Annotated in this window: 24 protein-coding genes and 1 pseudogene; 19 read left to right on the top strand and 6 right to left on the bottom strand. The window is 69.6% G+C overall.

Going from position 1 to position 22,605, the window contains the following annotated elements; all coding sequences use genetic code 11:
- Positions 1-103: 103 nt before the first annotated feature.
- Both ACH0A8_RS09865 and ACH0A8_RS09860 read left to right on the top strand, forming a co-directional pair.
- Complete coding sequence (locus ACH0A8_RS09865; RefSeq protein ID WP_406907099.1) at positions 104-2,665, top strand: DEAD/DEAH box helicase; 2,562 nt, start codon at positions 104-106, stop codon at positions 2,663-2,665.
- Between the two features lie 104 nt (positions 2,666-2,769).
- A complete protein-coding gene (locus ACH0A8_RS09860; RefSeq protein WP_066656348.1) occupies positions 2,770-3,021 on the top strand; it encodes a DUF6458 family protein in 252 nt (83 codons plus the stop codon).
- 105 nt (positions 3,022-3,126) lie between these two features.
- On the opposite strand, the gene ACH0A8_RS09855 is transcribed toward ACH0A8_RS09860, so the two are convergent.
- A complete protein-coding gene (locus ACH0A8_RS09855; RefSeq protein ID WP_066656346.1) occupies positions 3,127-3,648 on the bottom strand; it encodes a ribonuclease H in 522 nt (173 codons plus the stop codon).
- Between the two features lie 64 nt (positions 3,649-3,712).
- Positions 3,713-4,564: a LysM peptidoglycan-binding domain-containing protein gene (locus tag ACH0A8_RS09850; protein WP_406907098.1), complete on the bottom strand. Its 852-nt coding sequence runs from the start codon at positions 4,562-4,564 to the stop codon at positions 3,713-3,715.
- A gap of 101 nt (positions 4,565-4,665) precedes the next feature.
- Here ACH0A8_RS09850 and ACH0A8_RS09845 point away from each other — a divergent pair, with 101 nt between their 5' ends.
- The 3 genes from ACH0A8_RS09845 to ACH0A8_RS09835 all read left to right on the top strand — a co-directional run bounded on the left by ACH0A8_RS09845 (position 4,666) and on the right by ACH0A8_RS09835 (position 6,284).
- Positions 4,666-5,004 carry a hypothetical protein gene (locus ACH0A8_RS09845; RefSeq protein ID WP_326496798.1) on the top strand — a complete coding sequence of 113 codons (339 nt, stop codon included), beginning with the start codon at positions 4,666-4,668 and terminating at the stop codon, positions 5,002-5,004.
- Between the two features lie 99 nt (positions 5,005-5,103).
- A protein-coding gene (locus ACH0A8_RS09840; RefSeq protein WP_406907097.1) for an IS5 family transposase occupies positions 5,104-5,944 on the top strand; the annotation gives its coding sequence in 2 pieces (ribosomal slippage) (positions 5,104-5,406 and positions 5,408-5,944; 840 coding nt in all).
- A 49-nt stretch (positions 5,945-5,993) separates the two neighbouring features.
- Positions 5,994-6,284, top strand: coding sequence for a hypothetical protein (locus tag ACH0A8_RS09835; protein ID WP_066656335.1), 291 nt, complete (start codon positions 5,994-5,996; stop codon positions 6,282-6,284).
- A 142-nt stretch (positions 6,285-6,426) separates the two neighbouring features.
- Here the strand turns inward: ACH0A8_RS09835 and ACH0A8_RS09830 are convergent, their stop codons facing one another.
- Complete coding sequence (locus ACH0A8_RS09830; protein WP_066656333.1) at positions 6,427-6,927, bottom strand: VanZ family protein; 501 nt, start codon at positions 6,925-6,927, stop codon at positions 6,427-6,429.
- Positions 6,924-7,667 carry a TetR/AcrR family transcriptional regulator gene (locus ACH0A8_RS09825; RefSeq protein WP_406907096.1) on the bottom strand — a complete coding sequence of 248 codons (744 nt, stop codon included), beginning with the start codon at positions 7,665-7,667 and terminating at the stop codon, positions 6,924-6,926. The genes ACH0A8_RS09830 and ACH0A8_RS09825 overlap by 4 nt, the downstream gene beginning before the upstream one ends.
- A gap of 97 nt (positions 7,668-7,764) precedes the next feature.
- On the opposite strand from ACH0A8_RS09825, the gene ACH0A8_RS09820 reads away from it, so the two are divergent.
- From ACH0A8_RS09820 to ACH0A8_RS09795, 6 genes and pseudogenes are all read left to right on the top strand, one after another.
- Positions 7,765-8,505, top strand: a complete 741-nt coding sequence (locus tag ACH0A8_RS09820; RefSeq protein WP_406907095.1) for an SDR family oxidoreductase — start codon at positions 7,765-7,767, stop codon at positions 8,503-8,505.
- The gene (locus ACH0A8_RS09815) at positions 8,505-9,407 is read left to right on the top strand and encodes an SDR family oxidoreductase (RefSeq protein ID WP_066656329.1); all 903 of its coding nucleotides are present in this window, start codon (positions 8,505-8,507) and stop codon (positions 9,405-9,407) included. The genes ACH0A8_RS09820 and ACH0A8_RS09815 overlap by 1 nt, the downstream gene beginning before the upstream one ends.
- A 39-nt stretch (positions 9,408-9,446) precedes the next feature.
- Positions 9,447-9,653 carry a tautomerase family protein gene (locus ACH0A8_RS09810; protein ID WP_066656327.1) on the top strand — a complete coding sequence of 69 codons (207 nt, stop codon included), beginning with the start codon at positions 9,447-9,449 and terminating at the stop codon, positions 9,651-9,653.
- Between the two features lie 133 nt (positions 9,654-9,786).
- Positions 9,787-10,380 carry a hypothetical protein gene (locus ACH0A8_RS09805; protein ID WP_406907094.1) on the top strand — a complete coding sequence of 198 codons (594 nt, stop codon included), beginning with the start codon at positions 9,787-9,789 and terminating at the stop codon, positions 10,378-10,380.
- Positions 10,381-10,445: 65 nt separating this feature from the next.
- Positions 10,446-11,831: a LamG-like jellyroll fold domain-containing protein gene (locus tag ACH0A8_RS09800; protein WP_406907093.1), complete on the top strand. Its 1,386-nt coding sequence runs from the start codon at positions 10,446-10,448 to the stop codon at positions 11,829-11,831.
- 418 nt (positions 11,832-12,249) lie between these two features.
- Positions 12,250-12,792 (top strand): annotated as a pseudogene (locus tag ACH0A8_RS09795) (IS5 family transposase); the annotation flags it as partial.
- Between the two features lie 34 nt (positions 12,793-12,826).
- On the opposite strand, the gene ACH0A8_RS09790 reads toward ACH0A8_RS09795, so the two are convergent.
- Together ACH0A8_RS09790 and ACH0A8_RS09785 are read right to left on the bottom strand one after the other, a co-directional pair.
- On the bottom strand, positions 12,827-13,645 hold the full coding sequence (locus tag ACH0A8_RS09790) for an aldo/keto reductase (protein WP_406907092.1): 819 nt from the start codon (positions 13,643-13,645) through the stop codon (positions 12,827-12,829).
- Positions 13,646-13,693: 48 nt separating this feature from the next.
- On the bottom strand, positions 13,694-14,899 hold the full coding sequence (locus ACH0A8_RS09785) for an MFS transporter (RefSeq protein ID WP_066656297.1): 1,206 nt from the start codon (positions 14,897-14,899) through the stop codon (positions 13,694-13,696).
- Positions 14,900-15,311: 412 nt separating this feature from the next.
- Between ACH0A8_RS09785 and nrdH the strand changes: the two genes are divergently transcribed.
- The 8 genes from nrdH (at position 15,312) to ACH0A8_RS09745 (ending at position 22,599) form a co-directional block, all read left to right on the top strand.
- Entirely contained in the window at positions 15,312-15,545 is a 234-nt protein-coding gene (gene nrdH / locus ACH0A8_RS09780; RefSeq protein WP_058727719.1) for a glutaredoxin-like protein NrdH, read from the top strand.
- 92 nt (positions 15,546-15,637) lie between these two features.
- Positions 15,638-16,054, top strand: coding sequence for a class Ib ribonucleoside-diphosphate reductase assembly flavoprotein NrdI (gene nrdI / locus ACH0A8_RS09775; protein ID WP_406907091.1), 417 nt, complete (start codon positions 15,638-15,640; stop codon positions 16,052-16,054).
- 17 nt (positions 16,055-16,071) lie between these two features.
- Positions 16,072-18,177: a class 1b ribonucleoside-diphosphate reductase subunit alpha gene (gene nrdE / locus ACH0A8_RS09770; RefSeq protein ID WP_251155683.1), complete on the top strand. Its 2,106-nt coding sequence runs from the start codon at positions 16,072-16,074 to the stop codon at positions 18,175-18,177.
- A gap of 94 nt (positions 18,178-18,271) precedes the next feature.
- Positions 18,272-19,273 (top strand): class 1b ribonucleoside-diphosphate reductase subunit beta, encoded by a 1,002-nt coding sequence (nrdF, locus tag ACH0A8_RS09765; protein WP_058725585.1) that lies wholly within the window; start codon positions 18,272-18,274, stop codon positions 19,271-19,273.
- A 278-nt stretch (positions 19,274-19,551) separates the two neighbouring features.
- Complete coding sequence (locus tag ACH0A8_RS09760; protein ID WP_406907090.1) at positions 19,552-20,898, top strand: TRAP transporter large permease subunit; 1,347 nt, start codon at positions 19,552-19,554, stop codon at positions 20,896-20,898.
- Positions 20,899-20,929: 31 nt separating this feature from the next.
- Positions 20,930-21,199 (top strand): hypothetical protein, encoded by a 270-nt coding sequence (locus ACH0A8_RS09755; protein WP_406907089.1) that lies wholly within the window; start codon positions 20,930-20,932, stop codon positions 21,197-21,199.
- Positions 21,181-21,810: an RraA family protein gene (locus ACH0A8_RS09750; protein ID WP_406907088.1), complete on the top strand. Its 630-nt coding sequence runs from the start codon at positions 21,181-21,183 to the stop codon at positions 21,808-21,810. The genes ACH0A8_RS09755 and ACH0A8_RS09750 overlap by 19 nt, the downstream gene beginning before the upstream one ends.
- 33 nt (positions 21,811-21,843) lie before the next feature.
- Complete coding sequence (locus ACH0A8_RS09745) at positions 21,844-22,599, top strand: IclR family transcriptional regulator (protein WP_406907087.1); 756 nt, start codon at positions 21,844-21,846, stop codon at positions 22,597-22,599.
- Positions 22,600-22,605 lie beyond the last annotated feature (6 nt).

Below are 22,605 nucleotides of genomic sequence, written 5' to 3'. Positions count from 1 at the left end.
CGGTCGGTGCGTGCGGACGCCGGATGCGTGACGGAGCGGCCCCGTGCCTCCCGTCCGCCGCCGGCTCGTCTGCCGGTCACCGCCCACCTGGGAGGATGGGCGCATGACCGACGTCACCACCACCCCGCCGCTCCTCGCCGCCCTGCCGGCGGCGGTCGACGGCGCCGTCGACCCCGACGCGGTCTACCAGGCGTTCGCCGACTGGGCCGAGGCGGGCGGGCGACCGCTCTACCCGGCGCAGGACGAAGCGCTCATCGAGCTCGTCTCCGGCGCGAACGTCGTCCTCAGCACGCCGACCGGCACCGGCAAGTCCCTCGTCGCGGCCGGGGCGCACTTCGCCGCGCTCGCCGAGGGCAAGCGCAGCTACTACACGGCGCCGATCAAGGCCCTCGTCTCCGAGAAGTTCTTCCAGCTCGTGGACCTGTTCGGCGCGCAGAACGTCGGCATGGTGACCGGTGACTCGAGCGTCAACGCGGACGCCCCGATCATCTGCTGCACGGCCGAGATTCTCGCGAACACCGCGCTCCGCCAGGGCCCGGACGCCGAGGTCGACGTCGTGGTGATGGACGAGTTCCACTTCTACGGCGACCCCGACCGCGGCTGGGCGTGGCAGGTGCCGCTGCTCGTGCTCGAGCGCGCGCAGTTCCTGCTCATGTCGGCGACGCTCGGCGACGTCACGACCATCGCCGACGACCTGTCGCGCCGGACCGGGCGCCCGACCGCACGGGTCACCGGCGTCTCGCGGCCCGTGCCGTTGTCGTACGAGTACGTGCTGACCCCGGTGCAGGAGACGGTCGAACGTCTGCTCGAGGAGGGGAAGGCGCCGGTCTACATCGTGCACTTCGCCCAGGCCGCTGCGCTCGAACGGGCGCAGGCGCTCATGTCCGTGAAGGTGGCGTCGCGCGAACGCCGGGACGAGATCGCCGCCGCGATCGCCGGGTTCCGCTTCAGCGCCGGGTTCGGGCAGACGCTGTCACGACTCATCCGGGCCGGCATCGGCGTGCACCACGCGGGCATGCTGCCGAAGTACCGCCGGCTCGTCGAGCAGCTCGCCCAGCGCGGCCTGCTGCCGGTGATCTGCGGCACCGACACCCTGGGGGTCGGGATCAACGTGCCGATCCGCTCCGTGCTGCTCACCGGGCTGACGAAGTTCGACGGCTCCCGGATGCGGCAGCTGTCCGCCCGCGAGTTCCACCAGATCGCCGGACGAGCCGGACGAGCCGGCTACGACACCGAGGGCGACGTCGTGGCCGAGGCGCCGGAGCACGAGATCGAGAACGCCCGGGCCGTCGCCAAGGCCGGGGACGACCCGAAGAAGAAGAACAAGGTCAAGAAGAAGAAGGCGCCGGAGGGGTTCGTCTCGTGGGGGCCGGCGTCGTTCGACCGGCTCATCGCCGCCGAGCCCGAGCCGATGGTGTCCCGGATGCGGATCACGCACGCGATGGTGCTCGCCGTCGTCGCCCGCGGGGGTGACGCCTTCGCCGACGTCCGCTCGCTCGTGTTCGAGAACCACGAGCCGCGCTCCCGGCAGCTCGCGATTGCCCGACGCGCGCTGTCGATCGCCCGCACGCTGATCAACGCCCGCGTGATCGAGAAGGTCGACGGGCGCTACCGCATGACCGTCGACCTGCCCGTGAACTTCGCGCTCAACCAGCCGCTGTCGCCGTTCGCACTCGCCGCCTTCGAACTGCTCGACCCCGAGTCCCCGACGTACGCGCTCGACATGGTGTCGGTCGTCGAGGCGACCCTCGACGACCCGCGCGCCGTCCTCGCGCAGCAGCAGTTCAAGGAGCGCGGCGAGGAGGTCGCCCGGATGAAGCGCGAGGGCATCGAGTACGAGGAGCGGATGGAGCTGCTCGAGGAGGTCACCTGGCCCAAGCCGCTCAACGAACTGCTGACCGCCGCGTACGAGGCCTACGCGGCCGAACAGCCGTGGGTGCTCGACTTCACGCTGTCGCCCAAGGCCGTGGTGCGCGACGTGTACGAGCGGGCGATGACCTTCGGCGACTTCGTGCGGTTCTACCAGCTGACCCGCTCCGAGGGACTCGTGCTCCGGTACCTGTCCGACGCCTACCGCACCATGCGCCAGACCATCTCCGAGGAACAGCGCACGCCCGAGCTCGACGACCTGATCGAGTGGCTCGGCGAGGTCGTGCGGCAGACCGACTCCTCGCTCGTCGACGAGTGGGAGGCGCTGGTCAACGGCTCCGTCGCGGAGGCCGCCGCGGAACACGACGAGATCGCGCCGCCGCAGCCCGCCCGGCTCACCGGCAACCCGCGAGCGTTCCGCGTGCTCGTGCGGAACGCCCTGTTCCAGCGGGTGCTGCTCGCGGCGGCCGACGACGTTGCCGGGCTCGCCGCGCTCGACGGGGCCGCAGGGTTCGGGCAGGAGGAGTGGGACGCCGTGCTCGAGGAGTACTACGAGGAGCACGACGCGATCGGGACCGACGGGGACGCCCGGTCGATGGCGTACCTGGTGCTCGACGAGCACGGGCCGGGTCGGACCTGGCGGGCACGGCAGATCTTCGCCGACCCCGAGGGCGACAAGGACTTCGGGTTCTCGGCGACGATCGACCTGGACGCGTCCGACGAGACCGGCGAAGCCGTGGTGCGCGTCACCGAGATCGGCCGGTTCGACGGCTGGGCCGAGGTCGACGTCGACTGAGGGCGGCCTCGCTCGGCGGTCACAGGGAACCTCGCCGCCGCGGTCCGGGTACCTTCGACGCCAGCCCCGGACACCCGGGACGGGGCACCACGGAAGGACCCGTCATGCGCATCGGATCGAGCATCGCCCTGATCGTCATCGGAGCGATCGTCGCCTTCGCGGTCGACTACCAGATCGCCGGCATCGACCTGCGCCTGATCGGCTACATCCTGATGGCCGCCGGCGTCGTGCTGCTCATCATCAGCCTGGCGGTCGGGTTCGGCGGGCGTCGGACCACGACCACCACCCGGTCGGGCGTCGACCCGGCGTCGGGGGAGCAGATCACCCGGCAGGACCGTCGCGACGGCACCTACTGAGCGCACGTCCCGAGCGGACGACGACGACGGGCCCGGGCGAGGACATCGCCCGGGCCCGTCGTCGTGCGGCTCGTCGTCTTGCGGCCCGACAGGGCGTGCGGTTCGTCAGAACAGGGTGGCAGGCGGTTCGACCTGCACCGGCTCCGGAGCGGGCGGGACGACGGTGTCCGGCCAACCCGGTCCCGTCGGCACCTCGGTGCGGTTCTGGAAGGCGGTCGCAGCGCCACGGGCACGGACGTCCGCGGCCTCGTTCATCTCGTGGCCGACGTGACCGCGGACCCACTCGAAGGTGACCTTGCGGCCCTGCAGCTCGGCGTCGAGCTCCTTGATGATCTCGACGTTCAGCACGGGCTTGCCGTCGGCCTTCCGCCAGCCCTTGCGCTTCCACCCGGCCAGCCACTCCGTGCACGCCTTGATCGCGTACTGGCTGTCGCAGAGGATGTGCAGCGGCTCGCCGGTGTCCTTCGTGGCGCGGAGCAGCTGCAGCACGGCCGTGAGCTCGCCGATGTTGTTCGTCGCCCGCGGCCATCCACCGGCTGCCCAGCGGTCGTCATCGACGTACCAGGCCCAGCCGGCCGGTCCGGGATTGCCGAGGGCGGAGCCGTCTGCGGCGGCGACGATGGTCACGATGTGGCCTCCTGGGTGGTGCGGGGTGCTGGACGAGCGTAACGGACCCGCACCGGGCTCCGTGTCAGCGCGAGGCCGGGTCCAGGTTGATCCAGGAGCCGGCGAGCACCCAGTTGTTGCCACGGGTCTGCATCGTCGGGTTGAGCCACCGCAGCTGGTCCACGGTGATGCCGAAGCGCTTCGCGATGGTGGACTGGTCGTCGCCCTCGTTGACCTTGTAGCTGACCGGGGTGCCGGTCGTCCCGCGCAGGGTCTCGTCGGCGGCGTCGAACGCGTAACCGTACGCACCCGGTCGGGCCGCGCCGAGCGTGACGTGCAGGTCCGGGTCGGGGTTGGGGATCGACCAGGAGAGCTTCCCGATCGCGAGCACCTTGTAGACCCACGGGCGGGCACTGTCGTCGCCGTCGGACTGCGGGACGAGGACGACCGTGTGCAGCCAGTCCGGGTAGGGGCCGCCGTCGCTCAGGCTGACCGTCGCGGGCGGCTGGGCGTCGGCGTCCCACTGCGTCGTGGCGACCGCTTCGGTGTCACCACCGTCGCCGTACTGCGCCGTGCGCCGGAACTGCACGGACATCGGCTGCGGCTGCGTGGTGCGGTAGTCCGACAGCTGCGCGTCGAACGTGCCGTGGTCGTTCGCGACGACCCGGACGTGGATCGACGTGTCGCCGGTCTTCGACACCGCGTCGGTCTCCGCGACGACCGTGCCCGCCGGGACCGCCTGCGGCGCCGCGACGGGCTGTGCGGTGTCGCCCGACCCGCCGACGGGCCCCGGCGTCGCGGAGGCGCTCGGCGCAGCGTGGCCGGTCGGCGCCGGCAGCGGGGCGTCGTCGCCGAACAGCGAGCAGCCCGCCAACAGCAGCGTGCTCACGCCCACCAGTGCGACGGCTGCCGCGCCCCGTGCCCTCGTCCGACCCATCGTCCGGCCCCCTTCGTCGGGACGACGGTACCCGAGCGGGAACCGGATCACGGCCGTCGTGACCGAACCGGTACCAGGAGCCCCGGCCTACTGTGCGGGGCATGAGCGACAGCATCCCGAACGTGCCCGGCCCCGACGAGTCCGACGACCGCGCCCGCAACGACGAACTCCGCGACGCGGCGCACAGCGACGACGTCGACGGCGTGAGCGGCCGCGAGCAGCGTGCCGCCGACACGTCCTACAGCCCGTCGAGCGAACGGGAGACGGTCGCGTCGCAGACGCAGCAGCGCAGCCGTGAGGACCTCGAGCAGGACGGCATCGACCCGTCCCGCGTGGTGGCGGCACCCGGCACCGGCGGTGCGGACGACGCGGGTGACGTCGAACCCGAGCCGGGCGACCTGAACCTGCCGTGGCAGTCCGAGGAGGACCGCCGGGGCTAGGGCGTGTCTCCTGAAGATCAGGTAGAGCGCTGGCGCGCTGTAGTGGTGACATGATTCCAGCTGCTCTCCGATGCTCAGTGGTCTTCGATCCAGTCGTTCATGCCGGGTCCGACAGGCAAACGTGGCCGTCCGTTCGCGGACGCTCGGAGCATGGTCGAGGGGATCGTGTACCGGTATCGGACCGGGATCGCGTGGCGTGACCTGCCCGAGGGGTTCGGGCCGTGGCAGACGGTGTGGAAGTGGCATCGCCGGATGGCAGGCGACGGCACGTGGGACAGGGTCCTCGCCGCAGTGACAGCGTCCGCGGACCAGGCTGGGGCGGTGGATCGGCCGTTGTCAGTGGACTCCACGATCGCTCGCGCGCATCAGCACGCCACGAACATCGCCCGCACCACAGGGGGAACCATCGAACCACGCGGATCCGGGACTCGAGCCGCCTGATCACGGATTCGGCCGCTCCCGCGGCGGCCTGTCCACGAAGGTCCACCAGCTCGTCGACGGCCACGGGCTGCCCCTGGTCACCCTGATCACGCCCGGACAAGCCGGCGACTCACCGATGCTGCTGCCGCTGCTGGCAGCGCTCGAAGTGGCCCGTCCGGTCGGCAGGCCGCGGACCCGACCGGACCGGCTCCGCGGTGACAAGGCGTACTCATCCAAAGCGATCCGGCAACACCTGCGCGACGGCGGTATCGAGTCCGTGATCCCCGAGCCTCGCGACCAGCAAGGACGCCGGAAACGGCGTGGTTCCCGCGGCGGGAGACCCGTGACCTACGACCGCATCGACTACAGGAACCGGAACGTCGTCGAGCGTGGCTTCTGTCGCCTCAAGCAATGGCGAGCCCTGGCGACGAGGTACGACGACCTCGCGATCGTCTACCGCTCAGCCGTCGTGCTCAACGCCGTCATCGCCTGGACCCACCATTCAGGAGACACGCTCTAGGTCCCTCCCGCTCCGCCCATCATCCCCGATCGACCCAGGAGCAGGAACCATGATCACCACGACACGCACCACCAAGACCGCGGCCCGCCGTCCGGCCGAGAAGACCTCGACGCCCCGCCGCACCATCGAGGAGAAGAAGGCGCAGGCCGCCGCACTCCACGAGTCGATCGCGACGCAGGTTGAGAGCTTGCGCGACGCGGAACGGTGGACGGCGTTCCTCGCGTGCGCGTCCGCGTTCCACGCCTACAGCCTGGGCAACGTGTTGTTGATCCTCGGTCAGCGCCCCGACGCGTCGCGCGTCGCCGGGTTCCGCAAGTGGCAGGGACTCGGCCGAGGATGATCCCGCACACGATCGGTGCAGCTGACGGCAGGCCTGTCGGGGGGGCTCACCATTCTTGCTGCGGCAGGTGAGCACGCGCACATCGCACCCTGATCGAGGACGGACATCGACCGGTCAGCGCCTGTCGTGATCCGGCAGCGGTTCAGTCCAGGACGAAAGCGGCGCGCCGCCGCCGGTCGATCGCATGGATGGTCAGAGCAATGACCGCGCCCAGCAGTGCTCCGACGGTGTTCATGAACCAGTCGTTGGTGTCGCATCGCCGGCCGAGTGCCGGTGCGAGGGCCTGCACGACCTCGATGGCGACGGAGAGGGCGACGGTGCCGGCGAGGACGGTGAGTGGCCGGTTCGTCGCCACGCTGAGGAAGAGCGCGAGCGGCAGCAGCAGCGCGATGTTGGCGAGGGTGTCGATGCCCTGGAACGGGACCGAGAACTGCACGGTGCAGGTGACGCCGCCAGAGCGGGCACCGTCGGGGAGCAGGGTGAGCACGAGGGCGGCGACGAACGACAGGCCGGAGAGGCCGAGCAGGACGCCGCGGAGCCGCAGACGGTGGAGCAGCCAGGCGACCCCCGTGGCGACGGCGAGGGCGACCCAGAACCCGATGGGGACGAGGGGGGCGTGTTCGGCGAGGAACGTGGAGATCATCGGGTGCCTTCGTGGTCCTGGTGGTGGTCGGTTTCGTGGCCGTGGTCGGCCTCGTGGTCGAGTCGGTCGAGCCAGATCCGCATGAGTGCGGTCTCCTCGGGGAGCAACGCGCTCGACCCGTCGTCGTCGAGCCGGGCGCGGAGCTGGCGACGAGCAGCCGCGTCGAGGTCGTCCTGGTCGCGGGCGGACGCCTCGATGAGGACGGCGTCGAGGACCGCGTCCCGGAGTGCGTCGTCGTCGGCAGTGTCCGGAGCCGTCGTGGTCATCTGGTGGAGTGCGAGTCCGACGTTGGCGGCGAGCAGCATGGTCGCTGCGACGGGGACGTCGACGCGGAGCAGGCCCGCGGCCGCGCACCGGGTCAGCGTCCGTTCGAGCAGCGAGGTCAGGCCGTCCCGCGCGGAACTGCTCGCCCACGGCCGTGGGGCGAACATCAGCCGGTAGAGGGCGGCGTGTTCCCGAGCGAACGCGAGGTGGTCGTCCCATCCGTGGCGCAGGTCCGCTGCCGGGTCGTCGGACACCTCGAGCTCGGCCTTCCGAGCGGTGTACCGCTGCAGGCCCGTCTCGGCGAGGGCGTCGAGGAGCCCGCGCTTGTCGCCGAAGATCCGGTAGAGCACGGGCTGGGTCACGCCGGCCGCTTCGCAGACCGCTCGGGTGGCGACGTCCCCGTCGGGGGCAGTGACCAGCTGGTCCTCCGCTGCGCGGAGCAGGGCGCTGCGGAGCGCTTCGTCAGATCGGGCCATGCAGTGATCGTAGCGCAAGTTGTATCGCTGATCGTAACTGTGCTACGTTCTGCCGTAGCGCCGAAATGCTCGGCGCGTATCACTGAAAGGACAGACGATGAGCACCACTCCTCGCCGCGTCGCCCTGGTCACCGGCGGCTCTCGCGGCATCGGCCGCGCCGTCTCGATCCGGCTCGCCGCGGACGGCTTCACGGTCGTCGTCAACCACGCCAGCGGGACGGCCGTCGCCGAGGACACCGTCGCCGAGATCGAGCGGACGGGCGGCCGTGCCGTCGCCGTGCAGGCCGACGTCGCGGACGAGCACGCCGTGGCCGCGATGTTCGACCGGGTCGAGGCCGAACACGGCGGCGTCGACGTCGTCGTGCACTCCGCCGGCCGCCTTGCGCTGTCGACGATCGCCGACCAGGACCTCGACGTCCTCGACGCACTGCACCGGACGAACATCCGCGGCACCTTCGTCGTCGCGCAGCAGGCTGCCCGTCGTCTCCGGGCCGGCGGGGCGTTCGTCGGCATGTCGACGTCGGTCGTGGGGACGCAGTTCCCGACCTACGGCGCCTACGTCGCGAGCAAGAGCGCGGTCGAGGGCATGACGATGATCCTCGCGAAGGAGCTCCGCGGCCGGGACGTCACGGCGAACGTGGTGGCTCCGGGGCCGACGGCGACCGAGCTGTTCCTCGACGGCAAGACGCAGGACCAGATCGACACCCTGGCGAAGGTCCCGCCCCTCGAACGGCTCGGCATGCCGGAGGACATCGCCGGTGTCGTCGCGTTCCTCGCCGGGCCCGACGGGCACTGGGTCAACGGCCAGACCATCCGCGCCAACGGCGGGATGGTCTGATGCCGACGCCGCGGGTCGTCCTCGTCACGGGCGCGTCGAGCGGCTTCGGCCGGCTGACGGCGGAGTCGCTCGCGCGGGCGGGGCACGTCGTCGTCGCCGGGATGCGTGCGGTCGACGGCCGGAACGCGCCCGCCCGTGCCGCGCTCGACGACCTCGCCGTGCGCGAGGGCCTGCAGCTCGGCGCGGTCGAGCTCGACGTGCAGTCGGAGCAGTCCGTCGACGAGGCGGTCAGCACCGTGATCCGTGCGCACGGGCGCATCGACGTGCTGGTGCAGAACGCCGGCCACATGGCCTACGGTCCGGCCGAGGCGTTCACGCCGGAACAGTTCGCCGCCCTGTACGACGTCAACGTCGTCGGCGCCCAGCGCGTCGCACGTGCCGTCCTGCCACACCTGCGGGCGCGCCGGTCCGGACTCGTCGTCTGGGTCGGCAGCTCGGCCACCCGCGGCGGCCACCCGCCGTTCCTGGCGCCGTACTTCGCGGCGAAGGCCGGCATGGACGCCCTGGCCGAGAGCTACGCGGCGGAACTGATCCGCTTCGGCATCGACACCACGATCGTGGTCCCGGGCGCCTTCACCTCGGGCACGAACCACTTCACGAACGCCGCCGTCCCGACGGACACCGCCCGCGTCGACGAACACGACACGGAGTACGGGGCGCTCCGGCGCGACCTGACCGACCGCCTCGCCGCGATCGTGCCGGCCGACGCCGACGTGCAGGACGTCGCCGACGAGATCGTGCGCGTGGTCGGCCTGGCCGACGGCGCCCGCCCGTTCCGGACCCACGTCGACCCCTCCCGTGACGGCAGCGAGGTCGTCTCGGCGGTCGCCGACCGCATCCGATCCGAGTTCTACCACCGCGTCGGCATCGAGGACCTCCTGTCCCCGAACGCCGCGCTCTGACCCCCGGAACGTCCGGGACACCCCACCGAGAGGAACACCATGCCCTTCGCCAACATCAAGGTCCCCGCTGACACCCTGACCCCGGAGTCGAAGAAGAAGCTGCAGGACGCCGTCACCGACGCCATCGTCGACGTCTACGGCGAGCGAGCCCGACCCACGACGCTCGTCATCCTCGACGAGGTCGCCGACGGCGGCTGGATGCTCGGCGGCACCATCCTCAACGAGGCGATGCTCGGCCGCGTCTGACCATCTCCGGGCGCGGCGGGGACCGACAGCACGGCCCCGCCGCGCCCCGCACCGGGAGCCGATCCGCGCTCCCTCGTCCTGCACATGCTCGCGTCCACCGACGACGGTGTGGCGCCCTCCCCGAAGGAACCCCGTGCACCTCACGTCTCGAGCACGCCGCACCATCGCCCTCGCCGTCGTCCCGACGGCTGTCCTGGCCTCCGGCCTCGTCATCGCCCAGGCGTCCTACGCCGCCTTCTCGGCCACGACGAGCAACGCCCCGAACTCCTGGTCTGCCGGGTCCGTCTCGCTCAGTGACGACGATTCCGACACCGCGCTCTTCACGGCCTCCGGGCTGCAGCCCGGTGACACGCGGACATCGTGCATCGTCGTCACGTCGACCGGCTCACTCCCCTCGACGGTGAAGCTGTACGGCACGGACCCGGCGACCACCAACGCACTGTCGAGCTCCTTGCACGTCACCGTCACCGAGGGCACCGGCGGGTCCTTCGGCAAGTGCAGCGGCTTCACCCCGCTCTCGCCCGCCGCGGTCTGGTCGGGCTCCCTCGCCGACCTCGGATCGACCGCCACGAGGTTCTCGAACGGCATCGGCACCTGGCGCACCGCCGGCGGTTCCTCCGAGTCGCGCACGTACCAGGTGACGGTCGCGCTCGACGCCGCGACGCCGAACTCTGCCCAGAACGGGACCGCGCGCATCGGTCTCACCTGGGAAGCGCAGAGTTCCTGAGCCCGGCCGTGGCCGACGTCACCCTGCGTCCGGACGGACGACGCGAACAGCCCTCGGCTGTCGTGGTGACACGATCCGGGCAAGCCTCCGCCTCGACCTGGGTGGTGTTCGCTGCGGCACTGCTCGGCCGCACGGTCCTCGTGGTCACCGTGAGCCTCCTGCTCTGGGCAGCGCTGCCTGCGTCATGGGCATGGACCCCCACGACGGTGGTGTCCGGATCCATGGCGCCGAAGATCCTCCCTGGTGACGTGGTCGTCGCGATGCCGGTCCACGATCGGGAGGTGACGATCGGGCAGGTGCTGCTGGTCGAGGACCCCGACCACCCGGAAGCGCTGCTGCTGCACCGACTCGTCGCGCGGACGCCGTCGGGTTCCCTGCAACTCCGCGGTGACGCGAACCCCACGCCCGATGCCCGGACGGTGGAGCCGGAGGACGTCCGCGGGGTCGGTGTGCTCCGGGTCCCGCTGGTCGGTCTCCCTGCACTGTGGGTCCGCGAGCACGACGTCGGCAGGCTCGCCGCGGCGACGCTCGGACTCGGGGGCGCCCTCGTGCTCTCGTCCCGCCTGGGCAGCCCAGGCGGACCCGAGGTGAGCCGTGCGGTCGGGCACGGTCGGCGACGACGGCGGTCCGTCCGCGCGGAACGTGCCCGGAGCGTGGTCTTCGTCGGTGCACTCGCCGCCGTCCTCGCCGTGGTGATCGTGGTGGACGATGCCGCTCGCGCAGCGTTCACGGCCACCGCGGCGAACACGGGTACCAGGCTCGCCACCGCGACGTTCCCGTGTCTGCAGCGAGCGCCGTTCGCACACACGTACCTGACCTACCGGTTCGACGACGCCCCCGGCACCTCCGCGGCCGACGGATCCGGGAACGGTCGCCACGGCACCCTCACCTCGGGAGTCTCGCTCGCCCCGGGCACCTGCCGAGCCGGGGACAGTCCGTCCCTGCTGGCGGGCGGGGTGCGGGGGCAGGTGATCACGGACGCGGCGGTCGATGCACCGCAGATCTTCGCGATCGAAACGTGGTTCCGGACCACGACGACGACCGGCGGGATGCTCCTCGGCTTCGGCAACCTCCGCTCGGACCAGTCCACCAAGTACGACCGACAGCTCTACCTCTCCGACGAGGGCGCCGTGCACTTCGGCGCCTACAACGGCACCAACATCGCGATCAGCTCCGCAGCCGGCCTGAACGACGGCGTCTGGCACCTCGCCACCGCGACCATGGACGCGTCGGGCATGCGGCTGTACGTCGACGGCGAACAGGTCGCCGCGAGCTCGAACGCCAGAGCAGAGGTCAGCACCGGGTGGTGGCGGATCGGCTTCGACAACCTCAACGGCTGGCCCGGCAACCACACGACATTCCACTTCAAGGGCAACCTCGACAACGTCGCCGTATATGAAGACACGCTGCCGGCGGCCGCGGTGCAGGAACACTTTGCCGTCGGCAGATGACCGGCAGGATGTCGAAGCAGTAGGCACGCAGGCCCTGGTCACTCGGGAACGGGGCCCGCCCGCCGAGCCGGGACTCAAGCGCATGTTCAAACCGAGTCGTCGGCAGATCAGTCCGGTGCGATTCCTCTGGACCCCAGCCGAACGGACGCGCGTACCACTGGCATCTCCGTTGGTGAAGAAGTCTTGGTAGGTCGGATCGATCCTGTCTGTAGCGCCGGCGGCGTCGACTGGCCGTCCGCTCGGGTGCGGGTGCAGCGACGATCGCCGTTGCACAATGGCGTTGATGTCGTCGGGTGACGGGTCCGACTTTCGCCCACTCGGGGCTGCCGCGTGTGGCGTCGTGAACGCGGGTTCGGCCAGCAGACCTCGCTTCAACGAAGTTCGCTGACCGGAAGGAGCTCTTGTCAGGGGACGACAGGGGGAACCATCGAATCACACGGATCCGGGACTCGAGCCGCCTGACCACGGATTCGGCCGCTCCCGCGGCGGCCTGTCCACGAAGGTCCAGCAGCTCGTCGACGGCCACGGGCTGCCCCTGGTCACCCTGATCACGCCCGGACAAGCCGGCGACTCACCGATGCTGCTGCCGCTGCTGGCAGCGCTCGAAGTGGCCCGTCCGGTCGGCAGGCCGCGGACCCGACCGGACCGGCTCCGCGGTGACAAGGCGTACTCATCCAAAGCGATCCGGCAACACCTGCGCGACGGCGGTATCGAGTCCGTGATCCCCGAGCCTCGCGACCAGCAAGGACGCCGGAAACGGCGTGGTTCCCGCGGCGGGAGACCCGTGACCTACGACCGCATCGACTACAGGAACCGGAACGTCGTCGGGCGTGGCTTCTGTCGCCTCGAGCAATGGCGAGCCCTGGCGACGAGGTACGACGACCTCGCGATCGTCTACCGCTCAGCCGCCGTGCTCAACGCCGTCATCGCCTGGACCCACCATTCAGGAGACACGCTCTAGGTCCCCGGCGACGGCGACGGCGACGGCGACGGCGTCAGGACACCGAGTCCGGGTGCGACCCGGTCCGCTGTCCGTTCTCGAGACCGGCGATCGCGGTCAGGTCCTCGTCGGTCAGCTCGAACCCGTCGACGTCGAGGTTCGCCCGGATGCGCGACGGCGTCACCGACTTCGGCAGCACGACGACCCCCTGCTGCACGTTCCACCGCACGAGCACCTGCGCCACGCTCACCCCGTGCGCGTCCGCGATCCGCGTGAGCACCGGGTCGTCGACGAGCCGCCCACGTCCGAGCGGCGACCACGCCTCGGTCCGGATGCCGTGCTCCTCGTGGAACGCGATCAGCTCGCGCTGCGGCAGCCACGGGTGGCGCTCGACCTGGTTGACGGCCGGCACCTCGCCCGTCTCGTCGACCACCCGCTGCAGGTGCGGCACCTGGAAGTTCGAGACGCCCACGCTCCGCGCCCGACCCTGCTCGCGCAGCTCGACGAGCGTCCGCCACGTCTCGACGTACCGGCCGTTCGCCGCCGCCGGCCAGTGGATGAGGTACAGGTCGACGGCGTCGAGTCCGAGCCGCTCGAGGCTCGCGTCGAACGCCCGCAGGGTCGCGTCGCGCCCCTGGTGGTCGTTCCACACCTTGGTGGTCACGAAGACGTCGTCGCGGTCCAGCCGGGAGGCACGGATCGCCTTCCCGACGCCGGCTTCGTTGCCGTACATCTCGGCCGTGTCGACGTGGCGGTACCCGGCGTCGAGCGCCAGGCCGACGGCGGTCTCCGCCTCGGCGTCGTCGACCTTGTAGACGCCGAACCCGATCGCGGGGATCGACCGGCCGTCGCGGAGGGGGAAGGAGGTGACCATGCACCCATCCTGCCCATCGGGGCGGGGGTGCGTCGTGCCTCCCGGCCGTCAGCTCGGCAGCGTGACCGGCTCGGTGTCGGGGAGGGGACTCGCGTCGCGGCCGCGCAGGTCGGGCAACCACCGCTTCGTCACGAGCGGCAGGACGACCCCCGCCGCCGCCATGACCGCTCCGACGGTCATGCCGCCGGTCGGGCCGTTCGCGTCGATGAGGAAGCCCGCGACGGCGGACCCGCCGGCGGCGCCGATGAGCTGGCCGGTGCCCATCCAGCCGTAGGCCTCGGCCGTGTCGGAGAACTTGACCGTCGCGGACACCGAGCCGAACATGACCGCGAGTGCCGGTGCGATGCCGGCACCGGCGATGACGAGGGCCAGGCAGAGCCACCAGAAGTCGGTGCCGCCGACCGCCAGCGCGAGCCCGACGAAGACGATCGACATGCGCGCCCAGAGCGTGTTCTTCGAGATCGGTCGGTGTCCGAGCGCGAGGCCGCCGGCGAGCGACCCGACCGCGAACACCGCGAGGACGATGCCGGCGTTCGGACTGCCCTCTCCGAAGACGCTGGTGACGCTCGCCTCGACCGCCGAGCACGCGCCGATGAGCAGCAGGCCGGTCAGTGTCGCGACGATCACCGACGGCCGCTTCAGCACGACACCGAACGCGCGCTTCGACCGGGGGATGCGGACGCGACCGAGCTCGGGGGAGGCGATGAACCACACGCCGCCCACGACCAGGAACACCATGGCGACGACGATCGCCTGCACCGTGCCGACCTGCGTCGCGACGAACGTGGTGATGACCGGGCCGGCGACCCAGATGAGCTCCTGCGCACTGGCGTCGAGCGAGAACAGGGGGGTGAGCTGCGACGAGGTCACCATCTTCGGGTAGATGGTGCGCACCGCGGGCTGCACGGGCGGGACCGCCAGACCGCCGAGGAACCCGACGACGACGTACCCCCAGAGCGGCATCGTGACGAACGCGATCACGACCATGCTCGCCAGGGCGACGGCGCTCGTCAGGACCAGCACCGGCCGCATGCCCCAGCTGCCCATCCAGCGGCTGGTGAGCGGACCGGCGATCGCCTGGCCGATGCTCGTCGTCGCGAGGACGAGCCCCGCGGCGCCGTAGGAGTGGAACACGTGCTCGACGTGCAGCAGGTAGGCGAGCGACAGCATGCCGAACGGGAAGCGTGCGGTGAGCTGTGCTGCGATGACGCGACCGACTCCGGGGGTCTTCAGCAGGGGTCCGTAGGCGCTCACGGGACGAGCGTACCGACCGGACGGAACGTGCCGTCACCCGTCCGGGGGTGCTGTGGACAGACCGGGTGCCCACGGTGCTCGGCGCGGGCTGCCGCGACACGCCGACGCGTCGATTCCACACCTGTGGATCGAGGCTCTCCACGAGTGTGGGGAAGTGTCGGTGGTCGGCCGCAGACTGGCGGAACCGCGGGCCTCCCCGAGCTGTGCACACTGTGGAAGGGCTTGTGGAGAACTACACGGCTGTAACACTTCCTCTAGTGGTCGGTGCGGCAGTCAGCCACTAGATGTAGTGTGGAGACATCGCAGCGGCCCCTTCCCGGACACGTCTGCGCAGCTACCTGCACCACCTGCACACGTGGCATCAGCACCACCTCCACAGCAAGCACGACACCAGCAAGAACCAGGGGAGATCATGGCCGTCACCGTCTACACCAAGCCGTCCTGCGTCCAGTGCACCGCGACGTACCGCGCGCTCGACAACAAGGGCATCCAGTACGAGGTGCTCGACGTCTCCGCCGACGAAGCAGCGCTCGAGCACGTCAAGAGCCTCGGCTACATGCAGGCCCCCGTCGTCGTGACCGACGACGACCACTGGTCGGGCTTCCGTCCCGACAAGATCGCGACGCTCAGCGCCGAGCTCGCGTGAGCTCGTAGGTGCGTTCCCCGGCCCCGAAGGGGCCGGGGAACGCACCTACTCCCACTGATCTGCTGTCCGCACCTCTCACAAGGAGCGCGCACATGAGTCGCCTCGTCTACTTCTCGAGCGTGTCCGGCTACACGGCCCGCTTCATCGAGAAGCTCGGCCGTGACGCGGACCGCATCCCGCTCCTCCCGAGCGATCCGTTCCTCCACGCGGACGAGCCGTACGTGCTCGTCCTGCCCACCTACGGTGGCGGCAACGGCCAGGGCGCGGTCCCCAAGCAGGTCATCAAGTTCCTCAACGACGAACGCAACCGCTCGCTCATCCGCGGTGTGATCGTCGGAGGGAACACGAACTTCGGCGAGGCCTACGGGCTCGCCGGGGACGTCATCGCCGAGAAGTGCGGCGTCCCGCTCTTGTACCGCTTCGAACTCTTCGGAACGCCTGACGACGTGCAGGCGGTCAACTCAGGATTGGATGCATTTTGGACGCAGCAGTTGCAGACGTCGATCTGACGTCGCCGCAGACGGGGATGGACTACCACTCCCTCAACGCGATGCTCAACCTCTACGACGCGGACGGGAACATCCAGTTCGACAAGGATCGTGAGGCCGCCAAGCAGTTCTTCCTGCAGCACGTCAACCAGAACACCGTCTTCTTCCACAACCTGAAGGAGCGGCTCGACTACCTGGTCGAGAACGAGTACTACGAAGCCGCGACGATCGAGCAGTACTCGCTCGACTTCATCCAGCAGCTCAACGACCTGGCGTACTCGAAGAAGTTCCGGTTCCAGACGTTCCTCGGTGCGTTCAAGTACTACACGAGCTACACGCTCAAGACGTTCGACGGCAAGCGCTACCTCGAGCGCTTCGAGGACCGCGTCGTGATGACCGCCCTCGGCCTGGCGCAGGGCAACGAGCAGCTCGCAATCGACCTCGTCGAGGAGATCATCGCCGGCCGCTTCCAGCCCGCGACCCCGACGTTCCTCAACACCGCGAAGGCCCAGCGCGGCGAGCTCGTCTCCTGCTTCCTCCTCCGCATCGAGGACAACATGGAGTCGATCTCGCGTGGGATCAACTCGTCGCTGCAGCTCTCGAAGCGCGGCGGCGGCGTGGCACTGCTCCTCTCCAACATCCGCGAGGCCGGCGCTCCGATCAAGCAGATCGAGAACCAGTCGTCGGGCATCATCCCCGTGATGAAGCTGCTGGAAGACTCCTTCTCGTACGCGAACCAGCTCGGCGCGCGTCAGGGCGCCGGTGCCGTCTACCTGTCGGCGCACCACCCCGACATCATGAAGTTCCTCGACACCAAGCGTGAGAACGCGGACGAGAAGATCCGCATCAAGACGCTGTCGCTCGGTGTCGTCGTGCCGGACATCACGTTCGAGCTCGCGAAGAACAACGAGGACATGTACCTGTTCTCGCCGTACGACGTCGAGAAGGTCTACGGGATGCCCTTCGGCGACGTCCCGATCTCCGAGAACTACCGCGCGATGGTCGACGACTCGCGCATCAAGAAGACGAAGATCAAGGCGCGTGACTTCTTCACGACCATCGCCGAGATCCAGTTCGAGTCGGGCTACCCGTACATCGTGTTCGAGGACACGGTGAACAAGGCCAACCCGATCAAGGGTCGGATCAACATGTCCAACCTGTGCTCGGAGATCCTGCAGGTCAACACCCCGACGACCTTCAACGAGGACCTGTCCTACAAGGAGATCGGCAAGGACATCTCCTGCAACCTCGGCTCGCTGAACATCGCGCTGACGATGGACTCGCCGGACTTCGGCAAGACCATCGAGACCGCGATCCGCGGCCTGACCTCGGTCTCGCAGATGTCGCACATCTCGTCGGTCCGCTCCGTCGAGGACGGCAACGACAAGTCGCACGCCATCGGCCTCGGCCAGATGAACCTGCACGGCTACCTCGCTCGTGAGCGCGTGTTCTACGGCTCCGACGAGGGCATCGACTTCACGAACATCTACTTCTACACGGTGCTGTTCCACGCCCTGCGCGCCTCGAACAACATCGCGATCGAGACGGGGGAGACGTTCGACGGCTTCCGCGACTCGAAGTACGCGTCGGGCGAGTTCTTCGACAAGTACACCGACCAGGCCTGGACGCCGGCGACCCAGCGCGTCGCATCGCTGTTCGACGACGCGAACATCACGATCCCGACGCAGGACGACTGGAAGGCGCTGAAGGCGTCCATCCAGGAGCACGGCATCTACAACCAGAACCTGCAGGCCGTCCCGCCGACCGGGTCGATCTCGTACATCAACCACTCGACGTCGTCGATCCACCCGATCGCGTCGAAGATCGAGATCCGCAAGGAAGGCAAGCTCGGTCGCGTCTACTACCCGGCGCCGTTCATGACGAACGACAACCTGGACTACTACCAGGACGCGTACGAGATCGGTGCCGAGAAGATCATCGACACCTACGCGGCTGCCACCCAGCACGTCGACCAGGGTCTGTCGCTGACGCTGTTCTTCAAGGACACCGCCACCACGCGCGACATCAACAAGGCCCAGATCTACGCATGGCGCAAGGGCATCAAGACGATCTACTACATCCGTCTGCGCCAGCTCGCCCTCGAGGGCACCGAGGTCGAGGGCTGCGTCAGCTGCATGCTGTAGAGCTGCTGCTCTCTTCCTGGAGGCGCGGGGCGGGCCCCGCCCCGCGCCTCCAGTCCGTCCGATCGTCCTGTCCACCACCACCCGGAAGAAAGCCATGACCCTCACCGACCCGGTCCACGCCACGGGCAAGTCCATCCCGCTGATCAGCGCGGTCAGTGCCATCAACTGGAACCGCATCCAGGACGACAAGGACGTCGAGGTCTGGAACCGGCTGGTCAACAACTTCTGGCTGCCCGAGAAGGTGCCGCTGTCGAACGACGTGCAGTCGTGGAACACGCTCACGCCGGAGGAGCAGCAGCTCACCATGCGGGTCTTCACCGGCCTGACGCTGCTCGACACGATCCAGGGCACCGTCGGCGCGATCAGCCTGATCCCCGACGCGATCACCCCGCACGAAGAGGCCGTCTACACGAACATCGCGTTCATGGAGTCGGTGCACGCGAAGAGCTACTCGTCGATCTTCTCGACGCTCGCCTCGACGCCGGAGATCGACGACGCCTTCCGCTGGTCCACGGAGAACCCGAACCTGCAGAAGAAGGCCCAGATCGTCCTCGACTACTACACGGGTGACGACCCCCTGAAGCGCAAGGTCGCCTCGACGCTGCTCGAGTCGTTCCTGTTCTACTCCGGCTTCTACCTGCCGATGTACTGGTCCAGCCGGGCGAAGCTCACCAACACCGCTGACCTGATCCGCCTGATCATCCGCGACGAGGCCGTCCACGGGTACTACATCGGGTACAAGTTCCAGAAGGGCCTCGAGGGCGCTTCCGAGGAGCGCAAGCAGGAGATCAAGGACTACACGTTCAACCTGCTCTTCGAGCTCTACGAGAACGAGGTGCAGTACACCCAGGACCTCTACGACGGTGTCGGGCTGACCGAGGACGTCAAGAAGTTCCTGCACTACAACGCCAACAAGGCGCTGATGAACCTGGGCTACGAGCCGATGTTCCCCAAGGAGACGACGGACGTGAACCCGGCGATCCTGTCGGCGCTGTCGCCGAACGCGGACGAGAACCACGACTTCTTCTCGGGGTCTGGCTCGTCGTACGTCATCGGCAAGGCCGTCGTGACGGAGGACGAGGACTGGGACTTCTGATCCCGGTCTGACGCACGAGAACGCCCCGCTGGCTCCGGCCGGCGGGGCGTTCTCGTGCGTCCCGGACACGGCGGTCCGTCGAGCGTCCCGACGGCACCCCACCCGACCCTCGACGGGGACCGGGCCGGGGGCGCGAGCCCCGCGACGACGCGTGCTCGCGCCCGAACGGGCATCGGTGCAGTCCCTTGACTTCCGCCCCGTGAGCCTGGTTTGCTGTTGCGACTGGTGCAAAGGTGTTGCACCTAGTGAAATGACCCTCAACGGAGAGTGAGTCGCACATGGGTTTGGCCGTCTGGGCGCTGATCGCCTACATCGGCACGATCGTGGTCTGGAGCGTGGCGCTCCGCCGCGGCATCGGTGAGGGCATGGTCGTCGGGTTCCTCGTCGTCTGTGCGTTCGGTGGCACCAGGTTCCTCGAACTGCTGGTCGTCGGACTGCAGGACGCTTTCAACGAGGAGATCGTCTTCGCGGCGCTCGCGTTCACGTTCATCGGGTTCCTGCTGGCCTCGACCGGGGTGATCGACCGGCAGGTCGAGATCCTCAACTCGCTGCTCGGCCGACTCCCCGGCGGTGCCGGGTACGTCGCGACCGTGGGATCGGCGTTGTTCGGATCGGTGGCGCACTCCGGTTCCGCGAACGCGGCGACGCTCGGCACCGTCACGATCCCGTGGATGAAGCGGTCGCAGTGGCCCGCTCCGGTGGCCGCGACCGTGGTGGCCGGTAACGCCGGGAATGGCACGGTGATCCCTCCGAGCGCCTCGTTCTTCATCCTCATCGGCACCGCGACCGTCGCGCCGCTCGTCACGGTCGGCGACCTCCTGCCCGCGATGTTCGTCGCGGCGGGCTGGTGCGTGCTGTGGCGCCTCATCGTGATCGCCTACTTCGTCCGCCGGCACCGCATCCAGCGCGTCCCGGCCGCGGACATCAGGCCCTTCCGCCAGTCGTTCCGTCACGGCTGGACCTCGCTGCTGGTCTTCCTCGGCATCCTCGTACCGGTCTTCGTGACCCTCGGCCCGAGCGGCGCGTTCGTGACGGAGACCCTCGGGGAGGACGCCGCCGATGCCATCAGCATCGTCGTCTGGATCCCCGTGCTCCTCGGCCTGCTGGCGCTGCTCCTCGGTCGGAAGAAGCTGCCGAAGGGCACGCGCGGTTGGTACGACTTCGTGGCAGCGACCGCGCCGCGGTACCGCGACATCGGCGCGACCCTCGTGTTCGCGTTCGCCGGCGGTGCGGTCCTGACCGAGCTCGGGCTCGCGGACCAGCTCGCCGCCGTGCTCAACGGACTCGACGCGTCCCCTGTCGTCATGAGCGTCATCGTTGCGGTGATGGTCGTGCTGGTCGCCGGACCGCTCAGCTCGACCGCGACGATCGCCACGATCGGTGGCATCGGCTTCAGCGTCCTCGTCGTCGCGGGTGTGGACCCCGTGCTGGCCGCGTGCGTCGTCCTCGTCGCGGCCTCGACCGAGGGTGCCTCACCGCCCGGAGCCTCGGCGATCTACATCGCGACCGGGATCGCCGGGGTGAACCCCGTGAAGACCTTCGTCCCCCTCGTGGTCCTCTACGTGATCCCCATCCTCCTCATCGCGGCGCTCATCGGACCGGGCTGGCTGCCCGTCCCGCACTGAACACGCGTCGACCCTACGGAAGGACTGCACCTTGGCAGACTCCACCGGACCCTCGATGGGTCCGACCCGCACTCGCATCGCCGCCGGCATGACGACCGTCTTCGTGGTCCTGCTCGTGTCGATGCTCGCGCTCGGCAGCGTGATGGTGCTGCTGCAGCTCGTCGGCGTCCTGCTCCTGAACGCCGCCCTCGTCTCGAGCGCCGTCACCGCTCTCGCGCCGTGGACCTTCGGCCTCGCCGGAGCCCTCGGCATCTGGACGCTGCTCCTCGCCTACGCACACGGATGGAAGTCGAACGAATGACCGAGAAGACCGAACACGCCGTCCCCCGGGAGATCGTCGATCGCCTGGGCGCCCTCCCCGTGGCGAACGTCGGCGACGCGATGCAGCGGCTCGGCGTCGTCGAGGCGGAGATCGGTGCCGTCTGGCGCGGTGCCCGCACCGCCGGGACCGCACGGACGGTGGAGGTCGCCGGCGGCGACAACGCCGGCGTGCACGAGGCGATCGACTCCCTCGAACCCGGAGACGTCCTCGTCGTGAACGGCCACGGCGTCCGTGACCGCGCGCTCGTCGGGGAGCTCATCGCCGAACGGCTGCGTGCCCGCGGGTGCGTCGGGCTGGTCGTCGACGGCGCTGTCCGCGACGTCGGTGACCTGGAGGAGATCGGCTTCCCCGTGTTCGCACGAGCCGTCACGCCGGCCGGCCCGTACCGGCACGGACCGTTCCGCGTCGGGGTGCCGGTCGCGATCGGCGGGGTCGTCGTGCACACCGGTGACGTGGTCGTCGCGGACGGGGACGGCGTCGCCGTGGTGCCGGCCGCGGAGGCCGCCGACGTCCTCGCCCGCGCGGAGGCCAAGCACGCGGACGAGACGCGGACCCGGAACGAGATCGTCGCGTCGGCAGCTCCCGCGTGACGACCGGGTCGGACGGTCCGTCACAATGGCGTCATGGCAAGCGAAGGGCAGACGACCCAGCCGACGGTCCGCAGTGTCGAACGTGCGCTCGACGTGCTGGAACTGCTCGAACGGAGCGACCGGGCACTGCGCCTGGTCGACCTGAGCCGGGGCACCGGGCTCCACGCCGCCACAGCGCTGCGGATCGTCGGCGTGCTGCAACGGCGAGGGCTGGTGCAGCAGGACGGCGGGGAGTACCGACTCGGAGCGGGAGCGCTCGGGTTGGCGCACGGCTACCTGGTCGGCGACCCGCTCACGACACACGCTCGTGGCGTCCTCCAACAGCTCGCCGAGTCGACGCACCTGACGACCTCGCTCTACGTCCGCACCGGACAGGAACGCATCCTGACCGCCCGCGTGGACGGGCGCGATCCCCTGCGGTACCAGCTGCCCGTCGGCCGTCGGCTCCCCCTGGTCGTCGGTGCAGGCAAGACGATCCTCGCCTTCGCCACGCCGGAGGAACGCGAGCACGTGCTCACCCACCACGGTGACACGCGGGACGCGAACGGACGCACGGTCCGCGTGGACGAGCTGCGCTCGTCCCTCGACGAGATCCGCCGCAACGGCTTCCACGTCTCCATCGCCGAACGTGACGTCGACGTCGCCGCGGTGAGCGCGCCGGTCTTCGACCAGCAGGGCGCGGTGATCGCGTCCGTGTCCGCTTCGGGACCGGCAGAACACAACCACAGAGCGGGACTGGAGGCACTGGTCCCGGAAGTCCGTCGGGCCGCGCAGGCGGTCGGACGGTAGGACGCG

Source organism: Curtobacterium sp. 179-B 9B NHS (assembly GCF_045370965.1).
Lineage (GTDB): Bacteria > Actinomycetota > Actinomycetes > Actinomycetales > Microbacteriaceae > Curtobacterium.
This window is presented reverse-complemented; position numbering and strand designations above follow the sequence as displayed.